This is a genomic window from Actinomadura vinacea (assembly GCF_039532545.1).
Lineage (GTDB): Bacteria > Actinomycetota > Actinomycetes > Streptosporangiales > Streptosporangiaceae > Spirillospora > Spirillospora vinacea.
This window is the reverse complement of sequence record NZ_BAAARW010000012.1, coordinates 218,670-239,594: the sequence shown is the minus strand read 5'-3', so window position 1 is coordinate 239,594 and position 20,925 is coordinate 218,670. Positions and strand designations below refer to the sequence as shown.

Genomic DNA, 20,925 nt, shown 5'->3' with positions numbered 1-20,925 from the left:
AGGTTTCCCCCGCATGTCGCGCCTCTGCCAGCTCACCGTCCCGGACGGGCGCGGGGGTCATCAGCGGTGATGGCCCGGCGCTTCTCCTCGATCAGGACCTGGATCGTCCTGCTGATCCTGGTCCCGCTGACCTCCCTGACCGCACTGTGGGCGTTCGCCACCGGCATCACCTACGGCGACGCCCGGCAGCTGCAGCAGAGCAACCAGTTCCAGGAGAAGGGGCTGCTGCCCACCCAGCGGCTGATCGACGCGCTGCAGAAGGAACGCCGGATCTCGCTCGGCCGGCTCGGCGGCTCCCGCACCGTGCCCCCGTCCGCGGTGGCGGCCCAGCGCGCCGCCACCGACCGGGCCCGGGCGGAGGTGCGGCGGCACGCCGCGGACCGGAGGCTGCGCAACGCGATCGACCCGCCGGTGGTGAAGCGGCTCGACGTGTTCGTGTCCCGGCTGCCCGGGCTGGAGCCGTTGCGCCGCGGCGTGGACGCCCGCACAACGGACCGGTCGCAGGTGCTGGAAGAGTTCTCCGGGATGATCGACGCGGCGTTCGCGCTCTACTCCTCGGTCGCCCCGGCGGACGCGCGGATCGCCAGCCAGGCGACCACGCTGATCGCGCTGGCGCGGGCGCGGGAGTTCCTGTCCAGGGAGGACGCGCTGCTGACCGGCGCGGCCCCCGGCGGCAACCTCACCGTCGCCGAGCGCGCCCAGTTCGCGCAGCTCGTCGGCGCGCAGCGGCACCTGTTCACCGACTACTCGCAGGGCCTGACCACCGACCTGCAGGAGCGGCTGCGCAACCTGTTCGCCACGCCGGAGTCGACCCACCTGCGCCGGCTGGAGGACCAGCTGGTGCGCGGCGCGGAGCCGACGGAGCGGACCGGGCAGCAACGGCAGAACGGCCCGAACGGCCGCGGCGGTGCGCCCGGCGGCCCGGACAGGTCCGACGGGAACGCCGTGAGCGGCGGGACGGGCGCGGCCGGCGCCGTGCCCGCGGTGGACGCCGCGTCCTGGCGCGCCGCCGCGGACACCGTCGCGGGACGGCTGTTCGCGTTCGAGAACACCACCCTCGACACGATCACCGAGCGGGCCGAGGGGATCGCCTTCGGGGTGGTCCGGCGGCTGGCGCTGGCCGGCGGGACGGGCCTGCTGGCCATCGTGTTCTCGATCGTCATCGCGGTCCGGATCTCCCGCCGGCTGCTGGGCGAGTCCCGGACGCTGGCCACCGGCGTGCGCGACTTCAGCCGCCGGACGCTGCCGATGATCAATGAGCGGGCCAAGGACGGGCAGCCGATCGAGCGGATCGACGACGACGTCCCCGACTACGACTACCGGATCAACGAGATCCGCGACATCTCCGAGTCGTTCCTGCGCGCCCGGGACGCGGTGCTGGTCTCCGCCGCCCGCGAGCTGGAGATCCGCAACGGGCTCAGCGAGGTGTTCGTCAACCTGGCCCGGCGCAACCAGGCGCTGCTGCACCGCCAGCTCAGCCTGCTGGACACCATGGAGCGCCGCACCGAGGACCCGGCCGAGCTGTCGGACCTGTTCCGGCTGGACCACCTGGCCACCCGCATGCGGCGGCACGCCGAGGGCCTGGTCATCCTGGCGGGCAAGTCCGCCGGGCGCGGCTGGCGCCGCCCGGTGCCGGTGGTGGACGTGGTCCGCGGCGCGGTCGCCGAGGTCGAGGACTACCCGCGGGTCCGGGTGCAGCCGCTGCCCCGGGTCGCCCTCCAGGGCACCGCGGTCGCCGACGTCGTCCACCTGCTGGCCGAGATCGTGGAGAACGCCACCACCTACTCGCCGCCGCAGTCGCCGGTGCGGGTCAGCGGCCACACGGTCGCCAACGGCCTGGTCGTCGAGGTGGAGGACCGCGGGCTCGGGATGACCGAGCACGATCTGATGGTCGCCAACGAGCGGCTGGTGGACCCGCCGGAGTTCGACCCGTCCGACAGCGCCCGGCTGGGGCTGTTCGTGGTCGCGCGGCTGGCCCGCCGGCACGGCATCACCGTCACGCTGCGGCAGTCCCCGTACGGGGGGACGACCGCGATCGCGCTGATCCCGGCGGAGCTCATCACCGAGGTCACCGACCCCGAGCCCGCCGCGCGGCGGGCCACCGGCCCGCTGGCGACGCTGCCGGAGCACGCCGGGGTCGCGGCGGGCGGCGCGGGGCAGGGGAGCGGGCCGGTGCGCCTGGTCTCCCAGCCGCCCCCCGCCGACCCGGGGCCGGCCCTGACCGCGGCCCCGCCGCCGCCCTCGGTCCCGCCCTCGGTCCCGCCGCCCGCGACGCCGCCGGCCGGACCGCCGATGCCCGTCCCGGAGCGTTCGGGCGACCGGCCGTCCGCAGGGAGCGAGGCCGGGCAGGAGCGGCCCCTGGCGGACGGAGAGCTGCCCAGGAGGCGCAGGCAGACGCATATCGCGCCGCAGCTTCGGGAGCGCGTGGACGCCGACCTGGCGGCCGAACGGGACGCCGCCGCGGGCCTGCCGGAACCGTCCGCGCCGCTGCCCGCCCCGGTCCCGCCGTCCGTGCCCGAGCCCGCGGTGCCGAATCCGCCCACGGCGGACGGCGCGACCCGGCATGATCGGGGGACGGAGGTTCCGGACGGACCGTTCGACCCAGATCCGGAATGGCCGGATCAGGTTGGCGAGCGGCCGCGCACGCCGGAGGAGATGAAGTCGATCATGTCCTCCATGCAACGCGGCTGGGAACGCGGACGTAGTGATTCAGGACAGGCGGAGACCGGCCGGTCCCGAGCCGAGGAGGACGACACCCCATGACCGAAGCCCAGCAGGCCGCCGCGGACGCCGGAGCGTCGGCGGGCGAGCTGAACTGGCTGCTCGACAGCCTGGTCCAGCGGGTGGCGCAGGTGCAGAACGCGGTGGTGCTGTCCAGCGACGGACTGCGCATGGCCGCGTCCAAGGGCCTGGCCAGGGAGGAGTCCGACCACCTGTCGGCGGTGGCGGCCAGCTTCCAGAGCCTGGCCCGCGGCGCCGGCGAGTCGTTCGGCGGCGGCCCGGTGCGGCAGACCATCGTGGAGATGGAGTCGTCGTTCCTGTTCGTCACCGCGGCGGGCAGGGGCGCCTGCCTGGCGGTGCTGGCCGACGCCGACGCCGATCTCGGGGTGATCGCCTACGAGATGGCGATGCTGGTGACCCGGGTCGGGCAGCACCTGTCCGCGAACCCGCGGATGGCCGCCGAGCGGGGCGGCGCCTGAGGTGCCCCGGTCATCGAGGCCGGGTGAGGGGGCTGCCTGGTTCGACGACGCGGCCGGGCCGGTCGTGCGGCCGTACGCCCTCACCGGCGGCCGCACCGACTACGACGCCGAGGTGCTCGACATGGTCGCGCTGATCGTGACCGAGGAGCGGCCGGCGGACGACGACGCTCTCGACGGCTTCGGCGGCCCCGCGGCCGGGACCGGCGGCTGGGCGCCCGAGCCCGAACATGAGGTGATCTTGGGGCTTTGTCGCACCCCGCTGTCGGTGGTCGAGATAGCGTCGGAACTTGAACTCGCCCTGGGCGTCGTACGGGTGCTGCTGGGCGATCTGCTCGACCACTCGCTGGTCCGCGTCCGGCGCCCGGCGCCCGTGGCGCAGTTCCCCAGCGAGCGCGTACTCAAGGAAGTGATCGATGGAATCCGTGCGCTCTGACTCGGCCGCGGCGGCCGGGGAATCCGCGCTGACCGTCAAGATCCTCGTAGCCGGAGGCTTCGGCGTCGGCAAGTCCACCCTGGTGAGCGCGGTCAGCGAGATCCGTCCGCTGCGCACCGAGGAGGCGCTGACCGAGAAGAGCATCGGGATCGATGACACCTCCGCCGTGGCCAACAAGACGACCACGACGGTGGCCATGGACTTCGGCCGCATCACGCTCCCGAACGGGCTGGTGCTGTTCGTGTTCGGCACCCCGGGCCAGGACCGGTTCTGGTTCATGTGGGACGAGCTGGCCAAGGGCGCCCTTGGGGCGGTGGTGCTGGTCGACACCCGCCGGCTGGCCGACTGCTTCGCCTCGGTGGACTACTTCGAACGCCGCGGCGTGCCGTTCATCATCGGGGTGAACCAGTTCGACGGGGCCGGGGCGCACTCGGCCGACCAGGTCCGGGACGCCCTGGACCTGGCGCCGACCATCCCGGTGATCAACTGTGACGTGCGGGAGCGGGAGTCGGCCAAGCAGGTGCTCATCACGCTGGTGGAGCACATCATGCGGTCGATGAGCAGCCGCCGCGACCCCGGAGCCCTCACCTACTAGACCTGTGTTTATTGCAATCCCGGCCCAGGATGCTCGCCTGGCGGCTCACACCCTGACCGGGCTTGGTGCGAGCGCGACATCGCTTCGCGATCTGGCCGGTGAGGCTCGCCTTCGGCATCGCCCCACCGGCCAGGTAGCGCGCTCGCGCGGTACCTGAGGCCGGCCCCGTCCCCCTTACCCCGACTTTCCCCGCCCCCTTCGACTCGGCGTCACCCGACCCTCGTCGGCCGCCGCAGGCCGGCGAGGGTCTTTTCGTCCCTGCTTTGTCCTCTCTCAGGAGAAAGTAAGGAACGATCTGATTAAAAGGTCTTCTCAACGGAACGAAAGCCGGTTACCTTCTCGCCAAGCCCGACGCTCGGGGACCGCCCCGCGAGCGTCCCGGGACATCCCGAAGGGACGGCGTGATGCGCATGACGGCACGACCGCAGAACGTGCACCAGGCACGGCTGCTGCGGCTGCTGCGGGACGAGGGGCCGCGGTCGCGGGCCGAGCTCGGCGACGTGGTGCGCCTCTCCCGGTCCAAGCTGGCCGTGGAGCTCGACCGGCTGGTCGCGCTCGGGCTGGTGGAGACCGCGGGGCTGGCGGCCTCGCGCGGCGGGCGCCGCTCGGGCATAGTGCGGCTGTCGCCCGGGCTGCGGTTCGTCGCCTTCGACATCGGGGCCACCTCGATCGACGTGGCGGTCACCAACGGCGAGCTGGAGGTGCTCGGGCACGTCAGCGAGCCGTGCGCGGTCCGGGAAGGCGCCACCGTGGTGCTGGACCGGGCCCTGGACCTGCTCGGCAAGCTGCGCGACGAGGGCCTGATCCGGCAGGTGCACGGCACCGGCATCGGGGTGCCCGGCCCGGTCAGCTTTCGCGACGGGATGCCGGTGGCGCCGCCGATCATGCCCGGCTGGGACCGCTTCCCGGTGCGCGAGGCGATCGGCCAGGAGCTGGGCTGCCCGGTGCTGGTCGACAACGACGTCAACATCATGGCGCTGGGCGAGCTGCACGCCGGCACGGCCCGCTCGGTGAACGACTTCCTGCTGGTCAAGATCGGCACCGGTATCGGCTGCGGCATCGTGGTGGACGGCGCGATCTACCGGGGCGTGTCCGGCAGCGCCGGCGACATCGGCCACATCCGGGTCGCCGACGACGGCCCGCTGTGCGCCTGCGGCAACAGCGGCTGCCTGGAGGCCTACTTCGGCGGCGCCGCGCTGGCCCGGGACGCCGCCGCGGAGGCGCGGGCGGGCCACTCGCCCCGGCTGGCGGAGATCCTGGCGAGCGCCGGCGAGCTCACCGCCCGGGACGTGGCCGACGCGGCGGCCGCCGGCGACCCCGCCGCGGTCCGGCTGATCCGCGCCGGCGGCCGGCACGTGGGGCAGGTGCTCGCCGGGCTGGTCAGCTTCTTCAACCCCGGCCTGGTCGTCATCGCGGGCGGCGTGGCGGGGCTCGGGCACACCCTGCTGGCCGAGATCCGCAGCGTCGTCTACCGCCGGTCGCTGCCGCTGGCGACCGGCAACCTCCCGATCGTGCTGTCCGAGCTCGCCGACGCCGCCGGCGTGATCGGCGGCGCCCGCCTCATCAGCGACCACGTCTTCGCCACCGCCTGACCCGACCCCCGGCAGAGGAGGCCCTGTGGGCCCTGCGAAGGACACCGACGACGGCCCCCCGGCCGCGACCCCCGACATCGAGGACCCCCCGGAGGACACCCCCGAGGACGCCGGCGCCGCGCCGCTGCTGCGGATGCGCGGGATCGTCAAACGGTTCCCCGGCGTCCGCGCCCTCGACGGCGTCGACCTCGACGTCCGCGCGGGCGAGGTGCACTGCCTGCTCGGCCAGAACGGGGCCGGCAAGTCCACCCTGATCAAGGTGCTGGCCGGGGCGCACCGCCCCGACGGCGGCGAGATCCTGCTGGGCGGGGAACCGTTCAGCCCGGCCGGCCCCACCGCCGCCATGCGCGCCGGGATCGCCACCATCTACCAGGAACTGGACCTGGTCGACGGCCTGTCGGTGGCCGACAACATCTTCCTCGGCCACGAGCGGGCCCGGCTCGGCTTCACCCGCCGCGCCGACGCCGAGCGCGAGGCGCGGGAGCTGCTGGCGCGGCTCGGGCACGGCGAGATACCGCCGCGCCGCGAGACCGGCCGGCTGCCCGCCGCGGGCCGCCAGGTGGTGAGCATGGCCCGGGCGCTGTCGCACGAGGCCCGCCTGATCGTCATGGACGAGCCGTCGGCCGCGCTGGCGCACGACGAGGTGACCAACCTGTTCCGGATCATCCGCGAGCTGACCGACGCCGGGGTGGCGGTGGTCTACATCTCGCACCGGCTGGAGGAGATCCGGGAGATCGGCGACCGGGTCACCGTCCTGAAGGACGGCCGCACGGTCGCCAACGGCCTGCCCGCCCGCAGCACGCCGACGTCCCGGATCGTGTCGCTGATGACCGGCCGCGACGTGGAGTACGCCTTCCCCGAGCGCTCCGCCGCCGCGCCCGAAGAGGACGACGACCGTCCCGAGGTGCTGCGGGTGGAGGGGCTGACGCTGGCGGGCTGGTTCGAGGACGTCTCCTTCTCCGTCCGGGCGGGCGAGATCGTCGGCCTGGCCGGGCTGGTCGGCTCCGGCCGCTCGGAGATCCTGGAGACCGTCTACGGCACCCGCAGGCCCACGTCCGGGCGGGTACTGCTGGACGGCGCCCCGGTCCGTCCGGGCGACACCGGCGCGGCGGTGCGGCGCGGCATGGGCATGGCGCCCGAGGAGCGCAAGAGCCAGGCGCTGCTGCTGCACGAGTCGGTCGCCGGGAACATCACGCTGGCCGGGCTTGGCCGCTACTCCCGGCTGGGCTGGCTGGACCGCGACCGCGAGACCGACGACGTGCGCGGGCAGATCGAGGCCCTCGACATCCGTCCCGCCGACCCCCGGCGTCCGGTGGCGACGCTGTCGGGCGGCAACCAGCAGAAGGTCGTCCTGGCCCGCTGGCTGGTGGGCGCCGCGGGCGGCGACGCGCGCCGCCTGAAGCTGCTGGTCCTGGACGAGCCCACCCGCGGCGTCGACGTCGGCGCCCGGGCCGAGCTGTACGCCGTGATCCGCGAGCTGGCCGACCGGGGCGTGGCGGTGCTGCTGGTCTCCAGCGAGGTCCCCGAGGTGCTGGGGCTCGCCGACCGCGTCCTGGTGGTCCGGGAGGGCCGCGTCATCCACCGCGCCCCCGGCCGGGACCTCGACGAGCACGCCGTGCTGAACATGATCATGGAGGGGAGGGCCCTATGACCGAGGCCGGAGTGGGAGCCAAGGAGGGGGTGGGCGGCGGCCCCTCCACGCGGGAGGACGCCGCCAAGGGCACCGCCGGAGGCGGTTCGGGCCCGCCCTGGGGCCGGCTGCCGTGGCGCCGTCCGAACGGCAACGGCGCGGTGGGCGCGTCCGGCGAGGTCCGCCACCTGGGCCTGGTCGCCGCGCTGGTGCTGCTGGCGCTGGTCGGCGTGATCACCCAGCCCGACAACTTCGCCACCTCGGGCAACCTGGTCGGCATCCTGGCGCTGGCGTCCACCATCGGCGTCATCACCGTCGGCATGACCTTCGTGATCATCGGGGGCGGGATCGACCTGTCGGTCGGCGCGCTGATGGCGCTGGCCTCGGTGTGGGCGACGACCCTGGCCACCCAGTCGTACGGGCCCGTGGTGATGGCGCTGTGCGCGATCCTGGTCGGCACCGGCGCCGGGCTGGTGAACGGGCTGCTGATCTCCTACGGGCGGCTGGTGCCCTTCATCGCCACCCTGGCGATGCTGGTGGCCGCCCGCGGGCTGGCGCAGCGCATGTCCGACCGGAAGACCCAGCTGATCCGTCCCGAGAACGACGCGATCGAGGCGCTGTCGACGACCAAGCTGCTGGGGCTGCCGCTGGTGGTGTTCATCTTCGCGGCGGTCGCGGCGGCCGGCTGGGTGCTGCTCAACCGCACCACGTTCGGCCGGCGCACCTTCGCGGTCGGCGGCAACCCCGAGGCGGCCCGGCTGGCCGGCATCAACGTGCGCCGCCAGACCCTGGCCCTGTACGCGGTGTCCGGGCTGTGCTGCGGCATCGCCGCGATCATCATCATGGCCCGGACCACCACCGGCTCCAGCACCCACGGCGACCTGTACGAGCTGGACGCGATCGCCGCGGTGATCATCGGCGGCACGCTGCTCACCGGCGGCCGCGGCACGCTGATCGGCTCGATCCTGGGCGTGCTGGTGTTCACCCTCATCACCAACCTGTTCATCCTGAACGGCCTGCAGACCAGCGACCAGCTGATCGCCAAGGGCGCGATCATCGTGATCGCCGTGCTGCTGCAGCGCCGGGGCCTGCGCGGCCCCACCTGATCGCGGGGCCGCGGTCCCCGCCCCGCGGCGCCCGCCGTCCCGTCCCGTTCGCCCGGCTCCCGCACCCACCCCCCAACCAGGAGCACGCCATGCGAGACAACAGCCGTCCCAGCCGCCGCAACCTGCTGTTCGGCGGTGCCGCCGTCGCGGCCGGCGGCCTCGCCGCCGCCTGCACCGGCAACGACCCCGAAGAGGACACCGCCCCGGCCGCCCAGGTCGGCAACAACGGCGGCGACAACGACAAGCCCGGCCAGAAGGTCACCGTCGGCTTCTCCGCGCCCGCCGCCGACCACGGCTGGATCGCGGCCATCACCAAGAACGCCGAGGCCCAGGCCAAGCGCTACTCCGACGTCACGTTCAAGCCGGTCGAGCCGACCAACGACATCAACCAGCAGATCTCCGCCGTGGAGTCGCTGATCGCCGCCAAGGTGAACGCGCTGGTGCTGCTGCCCAACGACGGCGAGCAGCTCAACCAGGTGGCGCGCAAGGCGATGGACGCCGGCATCCCGGTGATCAACCTGGACCGGGTGTTCCCCGACAAGCTGTCGTACCGGACCTGGATCGGCGGCGACAACTACGGCATGGGCGTCGCCGCCGGCCACTTCACCGGCCGCCGGCTCAAGGAGAAGGGCGTCACCAACCCGGTGATCGTGGAGATCCAGGGGATCGCCACGCTGCCGCTCACCCAGGACCGCAGCAAGGGCTTCGCCGACGCGCTGAAGACCTACGGCTTCAACGTGACCGCCAAGCAGGACGCCAAGTTCACGGTGGAGACCGGCAACCAGGTCGCCAGCAACCTGCTCCAGGCGCACAAGAAGATCGACGCGCTGTGGAACCACGACGACGACCAGGGCGTGGGCGTGCTGGCCGCGATCAAGCAGGCCGGCCGCAAGGAGTTCTTCATGGTCGGCGGCGCCGGCTCGGCCAACGCGATGCGGGAGATCAAGTCGGGCGGGGTCCTGGAGGCCACCGTCACCTACAGCCCCACCATGGCCGGCTCGGCGATCCGGGTCGCCCGGTTGATCGCGCAGGCCAAGGGCATGGCCGACCTGGTGGAGCAGCAGGTCCCGCAGTCGATCACGCTGGCCTCGGAGACCATCACCCGGCAGAACGTCGACAAGTACATGCCGCTCGGCTTCGAGTCCTGATCAGGGGTCCCGGGATCCGGGCGCGGCCGCCGCGATCCGGCGGCCGGCCCGGCCCCGCGCACGAACGCGCCGGCGACGGCGCACGAAAGGGGATGCACACATGACGACTGAGAGGGCGACGGTCGGCGTCGGGATGGTGGGGCACGCCTTCATGGGGCGCGCCCACTCCCAGGCGTGGCGGAGCGTCGGGCCGTTCTTCGACCCTCCGCTGACCCCGGTGATGGCCGTGCTGGCCGGGCGCTCGGCGGACCGGGCCGGGGCCGCGGCGCGGGAGCTGGGCTGGGCGTCGGTGGAGACCGACTGGAAGGAACTGCTGCGCCGCGACGACGTCCAGCTGATCGACATCTGCACGCCGGGCGACAGCCATGCCGAGATCGCGGTCGCCGCCCTCGAGGCCGGCAAGCACGTGCTGTGCGAGAAGCCGCTGGCCAACACGGTCGCCGAGGCCGAGGCCATGGTCGCCGCGGCCGACCGCGCCCGGGCCCGCGGGGTGCGCTCCATGGTCGGCTTCAACTACCGCCGCGTCCCCGCGCTGACGCTGGCCCGCCGGATGGTCGCCGACGGCCGGATCGGCGCGCTCCGGCACGTCCGGGCCCAGTACCTGCAGGACTGGCTGACCGACCCGCAGGCGCCGCTGGTGTGGCGGCTGCAGAAGGACCGCGCCGGGTCGGGGGCGCTCGGCGACATCGGCGCGCACATCATCGACGCCGCCCAGTTCGTCACCGGCCAGTCCCTCGTCGGGGTGTCCGCGCTGACCGAGACGTTCGTCCGGGAGCGCCCGCTGGCCGGCGGCGGCACCGGCCCGGTCACCGTGGACGACGCCGCGCTGTTCATCGGCCGCACCTCGGGCGGCGCGCTGGCCTCGTTCGAGGCGACCCGGTTCGCCACCGGGCGCAAGAACTCGCTCCGGATCGAGCTCAACGGCTCGTCCGGGAGCCTGGCCTTCGACCTGGAATCGCTGAACGAGCTGTGGTTCCACGACGAGGCCGACGCCCCCGGCACCGCGGGGTTCCGCCGGATCCTGGTCACCGAGGCCGAGCACCCCTACGCCGGGGCGTGGTGGCCGCCGGGGCACATACTCGGATACGAGCACACCTTCACCCACCAGTTCGCCGACCTGCTCGACGCGATCGCCGCCGGCACCGACCCGAGCCCGTCGTTCGCCGAGGGCCTGCAGGTGCAGCGGGTGCTGGAGGCCGTCGGGCGCAGCGCCGAGGGCGACGGCGGCTGGACCGCGGTACAGACGAACTCCGAGGGGAGCGCGTGATGGCACGACCGATCACCCTGTTCACCGGCCAGTGGGCGGACCTGCCGTTCGAGGAGGTGTGCCGGCTCGCCGCGGACTGGGGCTACGACGGGCTGGAGATCGCCTGCTGGGGCGACCACTTCGAGGTCGACAAGGCGCTGTCGGACGCCTCCTACGTCGAGCGCAAGCGGGAGACCCTCGCCAAGTACGACCTGAAGGCCTGGGCGATCTCCAACCACCTGGTCGGCCAGGCGGTCTGCGACCACCCCATCGACGAGCGGCACGAGGCGATCCTGCCCGCGCGGATCTGGGGCGACGGGGAGCCCGAGGGGGTGCGGCGGCGCGCCGCCGAGGACATCAAGGACACCGCCCGCGCGGCCGCCCTGTTCGGCGTCGACACCGTCGTCGGGTTCACCGGCTCGTCCATCTGGCACACCGTCGCGATGTTCCCGCCGGTGCCGCCGGCGATGATCGAGCGCGGCTACGCCGACTTCGCCGACCGGTGGAACCCGATCCTGGACGTCTTCGACGAGGTCGGCGTGCGGTTCGCGCACGAGGTGCACCCCGGCGAGATCGCCTACGACTACTGGACGACGGTGCGCACCCTGGAGGCGATCGGCCACCGGCCCGCGTTCGGCCTCAACTGGGACCCCTCGCACTTCGTCTGGCAGGACACCGACCCGGTCAACTTCCTGTTCGACTTCAAGGACCGGATCTACCACGTGGACTGCAAGGACACCAAGGTGCGGATGCGCGACGGCCGCCGCGGCCGGCTGTCGTCGCAGCTGCCGTGGGGCGACCTGCGGCGCGGCTGGGACTTCATCTCCACCGGCCGCGGCGACGTGCCGTGGGAGGACTGCTTCCGGGCCCTGAACGCGATCGGCTACGACGGCCCGATCTCGATCGAGTGGGAGGACGCGGGCATGGACCGGCTGCAGGGCGCCCCGCAGTCGCTGGAGTTCGTCCGCGCGCTGGCCTCCATCGAGCCTCCGGACACCTCGTTCGACGCCGCCTTCGCCAAGGACTGACGGGACGCCCGGCGGGGCGTTGATCGAACGTTGATCGGTTGTTGACCGGGACGGTGCATGCTGGTTCGCACACGGTCCGTAAGGGCGCGGTGCGGCGACCGCGGGGTTCGCGGGGTTCTTCCGCGGCGCCCGGCGCCCGATCCGGACCGTGTCGTCTTGTGCGGCGGGCCGGCCGGATCGGGGGATGCGGCCGCCCGCCCGCTTGGGCGGTCCCGGCGGGCGGCCCTCATTCCATCTCCGACAGCCGGGCCGGATCGAAACGGATCGGGAACGGCTCGGCGACCGTGATCTCTTCGCCCGCCCGCGCCTTCCCGCTCAGCCGGTAGCACGGCTGGGACCCCGCCAGCCGCAGCATCGTCACCGCCGGGCGCGGCTCCAGGTCGACGATCCAGTAGTGCGGGATGCCGGTCTCGGCGTACTCGGCGACCTTGCGCACCCGGTCGATCTGCTCGCTGCCCGTGCGGGGGGTCACGACCTCGGCCACCAGCAGCAGGTCGGGGCCGTAGTAGGTGCGGGACCGCTGTTCGAGGGCGGCGCGCGCCACGTCCCGCGCGACCGCGAACACGTCGGGCTTGCGGATGCCGGCCGGGGTGCTGACGTCCCGCGCGGATCCGGCGACGTGCACCTCGGCGCCGGCCTGGTGCGCGGCCTGGCGCAGGATGTCGGTGAGCCGCCCGGCGGCGTGGTCGTGCCACAGGTCGCCGGGCAGCTCGGTGAGCCAGCCGTCGGCCAGCTCGTACCGGCGCCCGTCCTCCGGCAGGGCGTCGAGGTCGTAGAGCGTGTACGGACCGTGGGCATGGCCGGCCGGTGCGCTCATGGCGTCAGTCCCCCCGATGATCATCTCCTTCACCGAATGTAGTGGACCGCTCCACGCGAGCGGTGCAGGCGGGCCGCGATGCGCCGTTCTGTCTCGAAAACCGAGCGGCGGCGAGTTAAGATACATCGCGACTCTCGGACTTGACCCTCCACCTTCAGGAGACCTCAGGCTCGGGGGCGACCCCCGCCTCGAAGGAGGAGCCGTGACGAACGCCGAGCGGACCGAGCCCGCCCCGCGCGCCTCCGACCAGGACCGGGACGAGGTGCTCGTCCGCCTGCACACCGCCTACGCCGAGGGGCGGCTGGACGAAGGGGAGCTCGACGAGCGCATCGATCTGGTCCTGGCCGCGCGCACCCATGACGAACTCGACCGGCTCGCCGCCGACCTCCCGGCCATGCGCGTGCCGGAGTGGCGGCCGGAGGCGGCCACGCCGCGCCGTTCCGGGGGCCGCTTCCAGATGGCCTACAAGAGCCGGATCCGCCGCTCCGGGCGCTGGCGGCTGCCCGAACGCTTCACCGTCGCCGCCTACAAGGGCGACTGCGTGCTCGACCTGCGCGAGGCCGAGCCGGCCGGCCCGGTGATCACGCTCCGGGTGCTGGCCTACAAATCGAACGTGCAGGTCATCGTGGCGCCCGGGGTTCGCGTCGAGGTCGGCGGCCTGGGCATCTCCACCGAGATCCGCAGCGCCCCGGACCCGGCCGCGCCGGTCGTGCACGTCCAGGGACTGGCCTATAAAGGTGCGATCGAGGCAATAGATCATCTTCGCCTACCCTGAGGCGATATAAACGCTCCCGCAACCCTTTCGGTACTGATCGCGCGGATGTCCCTACAGAGGCGGTTTCAGCGCGGTTTGATGGTGTGTCTCGCGCGCCCGGCGAACGGTCCGCCGGGCGTGCTGGCCAAGGTGCGAAGGAGCGGGCGTGACGGCAAGGACCCCGGAGCAGGACGATGCCCGGCTCTTGGCTGGGGCGGAACCGCCCGCCGGGGACGAGCTCTCCGGTCCCCGCGGATCCCGGCAGATCCGGCGGCGGCTGACGTTCCGTCCCGCCGAGGCGCTCAGAGAGCCCCCCGAGTCACGGGAGGCACGCGCGCCGGGCAAGCGTGGCAAGAAGGGCCCGTCCCCCTGGCAGCGCGCTCAGGAAGCATGGCGCAACGCAGGCGTCCCCTGGAGCGACGCGGACGCCGGTGAAGCGGCGGACACCCGTCCGCCGGCGAGCCCGGAGGCCAAGGCGGGCGCAAAGGACAGGAGCAAGCAGAAAGGCGAGCGGGCCCCGGCCGCTGCGACGGCAACGGAGGCCGCTCGTCCACCGGCAGAACCCAAGTCCAAGGACGGGGACAAGACCAAGAAGAAGGGCAAGTCGGCCCTGGCCGGCGCGGCGGCGCCGGAGGCCCCTCGCCCTCCGGCGGAACCCAAGGCCCGGACGGCCAAGGACGAGAACGAGGACAAGGGCGAGTCGGCCGTCGCCGGTGCGGCGACGGCGGACCCTCGTCCTCCGGCGGGCGGCAAGGACCAGGACAAGGGCAAGCGAAAGAAGAAGGGCGAGCCGGCGCTGGCCGGTGCGGCCAAGAGTGCCGCGACGACGGATGCGGCGGCCGAGGCGAGTGCCCCGGCGGTTCCGAAGCCCCGAAGTGCCGGCGAGGGCGGCGCCGCGGCGCCCCGGCGCGAGGTCGGGTTGCGGCGGCCCTCGCACAAGGCCGTCGCGCTCGGGGTCGGCGCGGTCGTCGCCGCCGGTGCGGTCGGCTATGCGCTCACCGGGGACGCCGACGAGGACGTGGTCCGTTCGGCGGTGGCCGCCGCGAAGCCGGCGGAGGGCTGGTTCGTGGCGGACCCGGCGGCCAAGGCCGACGGGCTCGTCCAGGACCTGTCGACCGTGGCCGCCTCGGGGCGCACCGTCGTCGCCACCGGCACGGAGACGGTGGGCGACGGCACGCCGGGGCGAGAGCGCGCCGAGTTCCTCGTCTCCCTGGACGCGGGCAGGACCTGGCGGCTGGCCGAGGTGCACACCCCGGACGGGGAGACGCCCGCCCCCGGGGCGAAGCCGCGGCTGCTGGCCGGCGGCGCGGGGGCGTGGACGGCGATCGGGCAGACGGCCGACGCGCGGGTCGCCGTGTGGACGAGCGTCGACGGCCGTTCCTGGACGAACGAGACCGCCGCCGTCTCCGCCTTCGGCCCGAACGATCGGGTGAACGCGCTGGTCCGCACCTCCTCCGGGTTCGTGGCGGCCGGGGTGGCCTCGTCCGCCGGGGCGGACCCGCGGGCCGTCGTGTGGACCTCGGCGGACGGGCGGGCCTGGCAGCGTGCGGACAGGCTCAACCTGCCGGACATGGCCGGGATCGGCGGGCTGGCGGCCTCGGGTGACACGGTCGTGGCGCACGGGTCGTTCAGCCGCAAGGTGACCAAGACGGTCAAGCGCAAGGGCAAGAAGAAGGGCACCCAGCAGGTCGCGCAGACCGTGCGGGGCGAGGCCATGTGGCGGTCCGCCGACGGCGGCCGCACGTGGGCGGCGGTGAACGTGCCGCAGGGCCAGGGCGCGTACGGCCCCGCCAAGGGCCTGACCGCCGGCCCCGGCGGCTTCTACCTGGCGCGTGAGGGACAGCGCACGACGGGGCCGAAGAAGAAGCGCAAGACGTCCCGGTACGGCGTGGTGTTCGCCTCCCGGGACGGCGCCGCGTGGGCTCCGACGGCGCAGTTGAGCGTCCCCGAGTACACCGTCCTGGAGCGGCTGACCGGCACGGGCGCCGGGCTCGCGGCGCTTGTCCGGGGCAAGGGCAACGTCGGCACGGTGCTGCGCGGCGGCGGCGGCTCGACGTGGCGTGCCACCGGGGAGGTGGGCGCGCCCGGCCCCGGCTCCGCGATCAGCGGGATGGCCGTGGCGGACGGCGGCGGCGCCGTGGTCACCGGCCGCCGCGGCGAGGACGGCTTCATGGCGCTGGCGGGCGCGCCCGGCCCGGTGGCCCCGGTGGACCTGACCAAGGTGCCGGGCGCGGTACGGGCGGAGCGGACGCTGGCCGCGTGCGCGTCCGACCCGTCCGGCCGGCTGGTGGTCGTGGGCAGCACCGGCGGCGACGCGGCGACCTGGACCGCGGCCGGCCAGGCCGGCTGGACCCGCGGCCGCGCGCCCGACTTCGGCGCCGGCCGCGCGGGCGGCCCCGGGCAGGGGCGGCAGCGCCTGACCGACGTCGCGCACGGCCCGCGGGGCTGGCTCGCGGTCGGCCGCACCGACGCGCCGTCGGGCGGCGCGTCCACCCCGCTCGTGCTGGCCTCGCAGGACGGCACGACCTGGCGCCGCGCGGGCTTCCCGGGCGGCAAGACCACCTCGGGCGTCGCGGCGGGCCCGGACGGCTACGTCGTCGTCGGCATGGTCGGCGGCTCGGCGGCGGCCTGGCGCTCGACCGACCTGAAGGCGTGGACGCGGGGCGGCAACGCGGGCAAGGGCGACCTGGACGGCCCGACCTGGATGCGGGACGTGGCCGCGACGGCCAAGGGGTACGCGGCGGTCGGCGGCCGGCGCGGCGCCGCCAAACCGGGGCAGAACGGGGCCAAGCCCGTGCCGCCCGGCGACCTTCCCGCGATCTGGACGTCGGCGGACGGGCGGAAGTGGACCGCGGTGCCCTCACCGGCGCTTCCGCCCGGGATCGCCTCGGGCGCGTTCTTCCAGGTCGCCGCGCGCGGCGACGCGCTGGTGGCGCTCGGCTGGGGGCGCACCGCCGCGACCGCGAACGCCCCGGGGCGCGCGGCCGCCTTCGTCGCGCACTCGTCCGACGGCGGCCGCACCTGGCGCACGAGCGTGCCGGAGGGGGCGGGGGAGACGACGGAGCTCACAGCCGTCACGGCGACGCCCAAGGCCTTCCTGCTCGCGGGCACGACGGGCGGGCCGGGGCGCCGGAACGTGGCGCTGTGGAAATCGCCCAGCGGCGCCGAGGGCTGGAATCGCGTTCGGGCGTTCGGTGCCGGGCTGGACGGGCGCGGCGATCAGCGGCTCACCGCACTGACCGCGGTGGGGAACCAGGTCGTGGGCACGGGCGTCAGCGCCGATCACCGGGGCGAGACGCCGATGCTGTGGCGCACCCCGGCGCCTTGATTCCGGACGCCGGGGGGCGGGTGGAGGGGTGGGTCAGCCGTTGCAGCCGCAGGAGCAACCCTTCGGGCACGAGCAACCGCCGCCATGACCGCAACTGCATCCGTCTTTAGCCATGCTCGGAACGTACTCCGCCCCTGGACGGAGGTCTATGGCCGCGGCGCGAGGTAGCACTCACGCCGCGGCCAGTTTCGCTCGCGATGCCGTTCAGGCCCGGATGTTGAGGTCGACGCCGAGCAGGACGAGGAACCAGAGGAAGACGGCCAGCAGCGCGCTGGCGACCTGCCGGACGAGACCGGCGTCGATGTAACCGCGGTCCCAGGCGATGAACACGCCGATGATGATGTAGATGAGGCCGACGAGGCCGATCCCGGATCGGTGCCTGACCGCCATGGGGTCTCTCCTCACGAGGGGGGCTCAGACGTCACGTCGGTGCCCCAGGGCGGCGGAACGAAACTTCGCGGAGCGTTCGGACCATTCTCGAATGGATCGGACGGAGCGAAAGAATCCGCGTTCGGATGTAGCGGATTGCGCACGGGCGGCGATAATCGAAATGTCGCTTCGGTGGCCGGCGGCTCTTTGGGCAGCGCGCGCCGGCCACCGCAGCTTCAGCCGCGGGCCATGTCGATGCGCACGACGGACGGGTCCCGGACGTCGGCCCGCGCCGCGAATTCCGCGTTGCGGTGCACGATGTCGAATTCGTGCTTGCGCTTGGCCAGCGACGGGCTGAGCAGGATGTGGTCCAGCGCGCGGCCGTTGCCGCCGGAGATCGTCGTGTAGCGGTCCTTGGGCGGCAGCGCGGCCGGGAGGTCGCGCAGGCCGGCGTTCTTGGCCAGCGTCTGGACGGGGCCGCCGAACTCCTGCTCGTTGAGGTCGCCGGCGACGATGACGGCGGCGTCGCCGTCCACGGCCCGCACCGACCGGACGAAGCCCGACACCGCCCGCGCCTGCGCCTCGCGCCGCCACTCGCTGGGACGCACCGGCGGCTGGTTGCGGCCCAGGAGGGGCTGGTCGTCGCCGGTGTTCGGGTACCACTGGGCGGCCACGACGATGAGCCGCCTGCCCTTCCAGTTCAGCTCGCCCGCGACGGGCTTCTGGGTACGGCTCCAGGCCGCGTCGCCGGGGGCGATCCGTCCCGGGCTGAGGGTGAGCCGCACGCCGCCCGAGCCGTCCGGCACGGCCTTGACGGGGGCGCCGGAGAGATCGGCGGGCGGGTCCGCCTCCGCGCCGTCCTGCTGGGAGGCGGTGGGACGGTCGACGAAGCCCAGCCCGCGGTCGGTCCGGAACAGGAAACCGACGTGGTCGTTGTCGCCCGGGTCGCCGCCGTCGGCGTTGTCGCGCGGCGGGACCGAGCGCCAGTCGTAGCCGGGGCCGCCCGCCGCGCTGATCGCGGTGATCAGCTCGGCCACGGTCTGGTCGGCGGCGACGGTGCCGTCGTCCTTGCCCCCGCTGTTGTCGCGCAGCCTGGTGACGGCGACCACGTCGGGGGACTTCAGGCCGGCGACCAGGTCGGCGGCCAGGTCGGCGAACCGGCCGGGGGGCGAGTCCGCGCTGAGCCCGCCCAGGTCGGCGGTGGCGACGGCGAGCTCGCCGGGACGGGTCGCCCGGGTGGTCTCCTGGGACAGGCGGCCGTCGCGCCGCCGCGGGGCGGCGGTGGGCAGCAGCCGGAACGCGCCGTAGGTGTAGTCGATCACGCCGTGCGCGGTGCCGGGGAGCCGGTCGCCGACGTTCATGCCGGGCAGCGCGGCGAGCGCGTCGTCCAGCAGGATCCGGTCGGGGTTGGTGTCGGCGGCGGTTTGGAGCAGCCCGCCCCGGGCGGTGCGCGGCGCGGCGCCCGCGCCGCCCGCCGGGAGCACCGGGATCTCCCCGTGCCGGGAGGGGCCGACGGCGACGGCGTCGGTGACGCCGGCCCGCATGCCCTCGATCGACTCGTAGAAGGCGAGCGCGTCGCGTGCGGGGTCGAACCGTCCGGCGGACTCGACGTTGCGCCTGGCGTCGAGGATGGGGTTGCTGCCGGCGACGGACCCGGGGGGCTTGCGGCCCTTGGGCCCGAGCATCACGGGCGCGGGGAGCGGGGCGCCGCGCGCCTCGGTCGCGGTGCGGGTCGCGTCGATCTCGGTGCGGCCGAGGAACGCGGACCGGGTCCCGCCGGGCCGGTACTCGCTGACCCGCCCGTCGACCCGGACGGAGTCGCCCGGCGACACGGCCGGCCGGGTGCGGGTGAAGACGAAGATCCCCTCGGAGGTGGCGGCGTCGCGGTCCGGTCTCGGGTCCTGCATCCAGAAGCCGTTGCCGGACACCGCGGTCACCACGCCGGGGACGCGGGCGACGGCCCTGCCGTTCAGCGGCGACACGTGCCCGCGCCCCTGGACGTCGCGGATCCGGGGCTCGGCCGCGTGGGCCTGCGGCGGGGCGAGGACGAGGGGTGCGCAGCCGACCGGCAGCGCGAGGGCCGCTCCGGCGGCGAGCGCCCGGACCCGCCGGGCGCGGCGGGCCGGTCCCGGCTCACCTGGGTACGCCAATCCATGCTCCATGGCGCGAAAGGACACGAAGGACACGAAGAAGGATGGCACAAGACGGGCCCGCCGCCGACCCGTACCGGCATTGCCGACAGAGTCGGAAACGCCGGCCGGGTCGGAAACGCCGGTGATGCCGGTTCCGCCGGGTCAGTCGAACAGCACGACCTGGCGGATCACCTCTCCGCTCTTGAGCGCCCGGACGGCGTCGTTGATCTCCTCGAAGCGGATCCGCCGCGAGATGAGGCCGTCGATGTCGAGCCGGCCGGCCCGCCACAGGTCGACGAAGCGCGGCACGTCGCGCTTGAGGTCGCAGCCGCCGTACACCGAGGGCTTGAGGTTCTTGCCGTCGAACAGCAGGGCGAACGCGCTCATCGTGAAGTCGTCGTCGGCGGCGCCGGCGCCGACCACGATCACGTCGCCGCCGCGCCGGGTGGCGTTCCAGGCGGTGGTGATGGCGGCGGCCTTGCCGACCACCTCGAAGGCGTAGTCGAAGCCGGCGCCGCCGGTGAGCAGCCCCTTGGCCTCCTCCAGGCCGTCGAGCGTGGCGGTGTGGGTGGCGCCGAACTGCTTGGCGACGGGGTGCTTGGCCTCGTTGGGGTCGATCGCCAGGATGGCGGACGCGCCGGCGATCTTGGCGCCCTGGATGACCGACAGGCCGACGCCCCCGGCGCCGACCACGGCCACCTTGGAGCCGGGCCGCACCCGCGCGGTGTTGATGGCCGCGCCGACGCCGGTGGGGATGCCGCAGCCGAGCAGCGCGGCGTACTCGAACGGGACGTCCTCGTCGACCTTGATGACGGCCTGCCAGGGCACCGTCATCTCGTCGGCCCAGGTGCCGCAGCCGGCCATTCCGAACGCGGGGGAGCCGTCGCCGAAGGTGAACCTGGGGTCGCCGAACGACTGGGCGAGGAAGGTCATGCACAGGTACGGCTCGCCGCGCAGGCAGTCGGGGCAGGTGCCGCAGTCGGGCGACCAGTTGACGACCACGTGGTCGCCGGGGGCGACGTTGGCCACCCGTGCGCCGACCTCGGCCACCACGCCCGAACCCTCGTGGCCCATCACGGTGGGCGGCATGGAGGGCAGCACACCGCTGATCGTCGACAGGTCGGAGTGGCAGACCCCGGTCGCCTTGATCTTGATCTTGACCTGGTCGGGACCCGGATCGACGGTTCCGACGTCGTCGCGCAGTTCCAGTTCCTCGTCGCCGACCGCGCGCAGAACCGCGGCACGTGCCATGTCAGCCTCCACAGAGAGGGCGGACGCCCCGCCTCGCACGGCGTCCTCGAACAGGGGTGTGCGCGGCGGGCGCCGCTCTCCGCTACTCGTCGAGGGAGAGCGCGGCCTTGGGGCAGGACCGGACCGCGTGCCGGACGCGGTCGGCCTGGTCTTCGGGCACTTCCGGCAGGAGGATGGTCAGCTCGTCGTCGTCGCTGAGGTCGAAGACGTCTGGCGCGAGCCCCACGCAGACGGCGTTGGCCTCGCACACCAATGGGTCGACGCTTACCTTCATCGTCGGTCGTCTCCGTTCCCAC

General features: G+C 73.9%; 17 protein-coding genes. 12 read left to right on the top strand and 5 right to left on the bottom strand.

Annotation, left to right across the window (positions count from 1 at the left end; all coding sequences use genetic code 11):
- Window positions 1-69: 69 nt before the first annotated feature.
- From ABD340_RS16380 to ABD340_RS16335, 10 genes are all read left to right on the top strand, one after another.
- Window positions 70-2,763 carry a sensor histidine kinase gene (locus tag ABD340_RS16380; protein ID WP_344590696.1) on the top strand — a complete coding sequence of 898 codons (2,694 nt, stop codon included), beginning with the start codon at window positions 70-72 and terminating at the stop codon, window positions 2,761-2,763.
- Entirely contained in the window at window positions 2,760-3,200 is a 441-nt protein-coding gene (locus ABD340_RS16375; protein WP_344589825.1) for a roadblock/LC7 domain-containing protein, read from the top strand. The genes ABD340_RS16380 and ABD340_RS16375 overlap by 4 nt, the downstream gene beginning before the upstream one ends.
- Window position 3,201: 1 nt before the next feature.
- On the top strand, window positions 3,202-3,633 hold the full coding sequence (locus tag ABD340_RS16370) for a DUF742 domain-containing protein (protein ID WP_344589824.1): 432 nt from the start codon (window positions 3,202-3,204) through the stop codon (window positions 3,631-3,633).
- Window positions 3,614-4,228, top strand: coding sequence for a GTP-binding protein (locus ABD340_RS16365; RefSeq protein WP_344589823.1), 615 nt, complete (start codon window positions 3,614-3,616; stop codon window positions 4,226-4,228). The genes ABD340_RS16370 and ABD340_RS16365 overlap by 20 nt, the downstream gene beginning before the upstream one ends.
- Before the next feature lie 410 nt (window positions 4,229-4,638).
- Window positions 4,639-5,820, top strand: a complete 1,182-nt coding sequence (locus tag ABD340_RS16360; protein ID WP_344589822.1) for an ROK family transcriptional regulator — start codon at window positions 4,639-4,641, stop codon at window positions 5,818-5,820.
- Window positions 5,821-5,845: 25 nt separating this feature from the next.
- Entirely contained in the window at window positions 5,846-7,471 is a 1,626-nt protein-coding gene (locus ABD340_RS16355) for a sugar ABC transporter ATP-binding protein (protein WP_344589821.1), read from the top strand.
- Complete coding sequence (locus tag ABD340_RS16350; RefSeq protein ID WP_344589820.1) at window positions 7,468-8,556, top strand: ABC transporter permease; 1,089 nt, start codon at window positions 7,468-7,470, stop codon at window positions 8,554-8,556. Before ABD340_RS16355 ends, ABD340_RS16350 begins: the two co-directional genes overlap by 4 nt.
- An 89-nt stretch (window positions 8,557-8,645) precedes the next feature.
- The gene (locus ABD340_RS16345; protein WP_344589819.1) at window positions 8,646-9,704 is read left to right on the top strand and encodes an ABC transporter substrate-binding protein; all 1,059 of its coding nucleotides are present in this window, start codon (window positions 8,646-8,648) and stop codon (window positions 9,702-9,704) included.
- 100 nt (window positions 9,705-9,804) lie between these two features.
- Window positions 9,805-10,971: a Gfo/Idh/MocA family protein gene (locus ABD340_RS16340; protein WP_344589818.1), complete on the top strand. Its 1,167-nt coding sequence runs from the start codon at window positions 9,805-9,807 to the stop codon at window positions 10,969-10,971.
- Window positions 10,971-11,978: a sugar phosphate isomerase/epimerase family protein gene (locus ABD340_RS16335; protein ID WP_344589817.1), complete on the top strand. Its 1,008-nt coding sequence runs from the start codon at window positions 10,971-10,973 to the stop codon at window positions 11,976-11,978. The genes ABD340_RS16340 and ABD340_RS16335 overlap by 1 nt, the downstream gene beginning before the upstream one ends.
- A 226-nt stretch (window positions 11,979-12,204) precedes the next feature.
- Here ABD340_RS16335 and ABD340_RS16330 read toward each other — a convergent pair whose 3' ends face one another.
- Window positions 12,205-12,795, bottom strand: coding sequence for a Uma2 family endonuclease (locus tag ABD340_RS16330; RefSeq protein ID WP_344589816.1), 591 nt, complete (start codon window positions 12,793-12,795; stop codon window positions 12,205-12,207).
- A gap of 202 nt (window positions 12,796-12,997) precedes the next feature.
- Between ABD340_RS16330 and ABD340_RS16325 the strand changes: the two genes are divergently transcribed.
- Together ABD340_RS16325 and ABD340_RS16320 are read left to right on the top strand one after the other, a co-directional pair.
- Window positions 12,998-13,570, top strand: a complete 573-nt coding sequence (locus ABD340_RS16325; protein ID WP_344589815.1) for a DUF1707 SHOCT-like domain-containing protein — start codon at window positions 12,998-13,000, stop codon at window positions 13,568-13,570.
- Between the two features lie 145 nt (window positions 13,571-13,715).
- Window positions 13,716-16,877 carry a hypothetical protein gene (locus tag ABD340_RS16320; protein ID WP_344589814.1) on the top strand — a complete coding sequence of 1,054 codons (3,162 nt, stop codon included), beginning with the start codon at window positions 13,716-13,718 and terminating at the stop codon, window positions 16,875-16,877.
- A gap of 204 nt (window positions 16,878-17,081) precedes the next feature.
- Here the strand turns inward: ABD340_RS16320 and ABD340_RS16315 are convergent, their stop codons facing one another.
- The 4 genes from ABD340_RS16315 to ABD340_RS16300 all read right to left on the bottom strand — a co-directional run bounded on the left by ABD340_RS16315 (window position 17,082) and on the right by ABD340_RS16300 (window position 20,903).
- Window positions 17,082-17,267, bottom strand: coding sequence for a hypothetical protein (locus ABD340_RS16315; protein ID WP_344589813.1), 186 nt, complete (start codon window positions 17,265-17,267; stop codon window positions 17,082-17,084).
- Window positions 17,268-17,482: 215 nt separating this feature from the next.
- The gene (locus ABD340_RS16310) at window positions 17,483-19,396 is read right to left on the bottom strand and encodes an endonuclease/exonuclease/phosphatase family protein (RefSeq protein ID WP_344589812.1); all 1,914 of its coding nucleotides are present in this window, start codon (window positions 19,394-19,396) and stop codon (window positions 17,483-17,485) included.
- Between the two features lie 144 nt (window positions 19,397-19,540).
- Entirely contained in the window at window positions 19,541-20,629 is a 1,089-nt protein-coding gene (locus ABD340_RS16305) for an alcohol dehydrogenase catalytic domain-containing protein (protein WP_344589811.1), read from the bottom strand.
- A gap of 82 nt (window positions 20,630-20,711) precedes the next feature.
- The gene (locus ABD340_RS16300) at window positions 20,712-20,903 is read right to left on the bottom strand and encodes a ferredoxin (RefSeq protein WP_344589810.1); all 192 of its coding nucleotides are present in this window, start codon (window positions 20,901-20,903) and stop codon (window positions 20,712-20,714) included.
- Between the last annotated feature and the right edge of the window lie 22 nt (window positions 20,904-20,925).

What these genes read in the sequence shown, in the direction of transcription:
- ABD340_RS16380 (WP_344590696.1), top strand. Translation starts at nt 70, where the DNA reads ATGGCCCGGCGCTTCTCCTCGATCAGGACCTGGATCGTCCTGCTGATC.
- ABD340_RS16375 (WP_344589825.1), top strand. Translation starts at nt 2,760, where the DNA reads ATGACCGAAGCCCAGCAGGCCGCCGCGGACGCCGGAGCGTCGGCGGGC.
- ABD340_RS16365 (WP_344589823.1), top strand. Translation starts at nt 3,614, where the DNA reads ATGGAATCCGTGCGCTCTGACTCGGCCGCGGCGGCCGGGGAATCCGCG.
- ABD340_RS16360 (WP_344589822.1), top strand. Translation starts at nt 4,639, where the DNA reads ATGACGGCACGACCGCAGAACGTGCACCAGGCACGGCTGCTGCGGCTG.
- ABD340_RS16350 (WP_344589820.1), top strand. Translation starts at nt 7,468, where the DNA reads ATGACCGAGGCCGGAGTGGGAGCCAAGGAGGGGGTGGGCGGCGGCCCC.
- ABD340_RS16345 (WP_344589819.1), top strand. Translation starts at nt 8,646, where the DNA reads ATGCGAGACAACAGCCGTCCCAGCCGCCGCAACCTGCTGTTCGGCGGT.
- ABD340_RS16340 (WP_344589818.1), top strand. Translation starts at nt 9,805, where the DNA reads ATGACGACTGAGAGGGCGACGGTCGGCGTCGGGATGGTGGGGCACGCC.
- ABD340_RS16335 (WP_344589817.1), top strand. Translation starts at nt 10,971, where the DNA reads ATGGCACGACCGATCACCCTGTTCACCGGCCAGTGGGCGGACCTGCCG.
- ABD340_RS16330 (WP_344589816.1), bottom strand. Translation starts at nt 12,795, where the DNA reads ATGAGCGCACCGGCCGGCCATGCCCACGGTCCGTACACGCTCTACGAC.
- ABD340_RS16315 (WP_344589813.1), bottom strand. Translation starts at nt 17,267, where the DNA reads ATGGCGGTCAGGCACCGATCCGGGATCGGCCTCGTCGGCCTCATCTAC.
- ABD340_RS16305 (WP_344589811.1), bottom strand. Translation starts at nt 20,629, where the DNA reads ATGGCACGTGCCGCGGTTCTGCGCGCGGTCGGCGACGAGGAACTGGAA.
- ABD340_RS16300 (WP_344589810.1), bottom strand. Translation starts at nt 20,903, where the DNA reads ATGAAGGTAAGCGTCGACCCATTGGTGTGCGAGGCCAACGCCGTCTGC.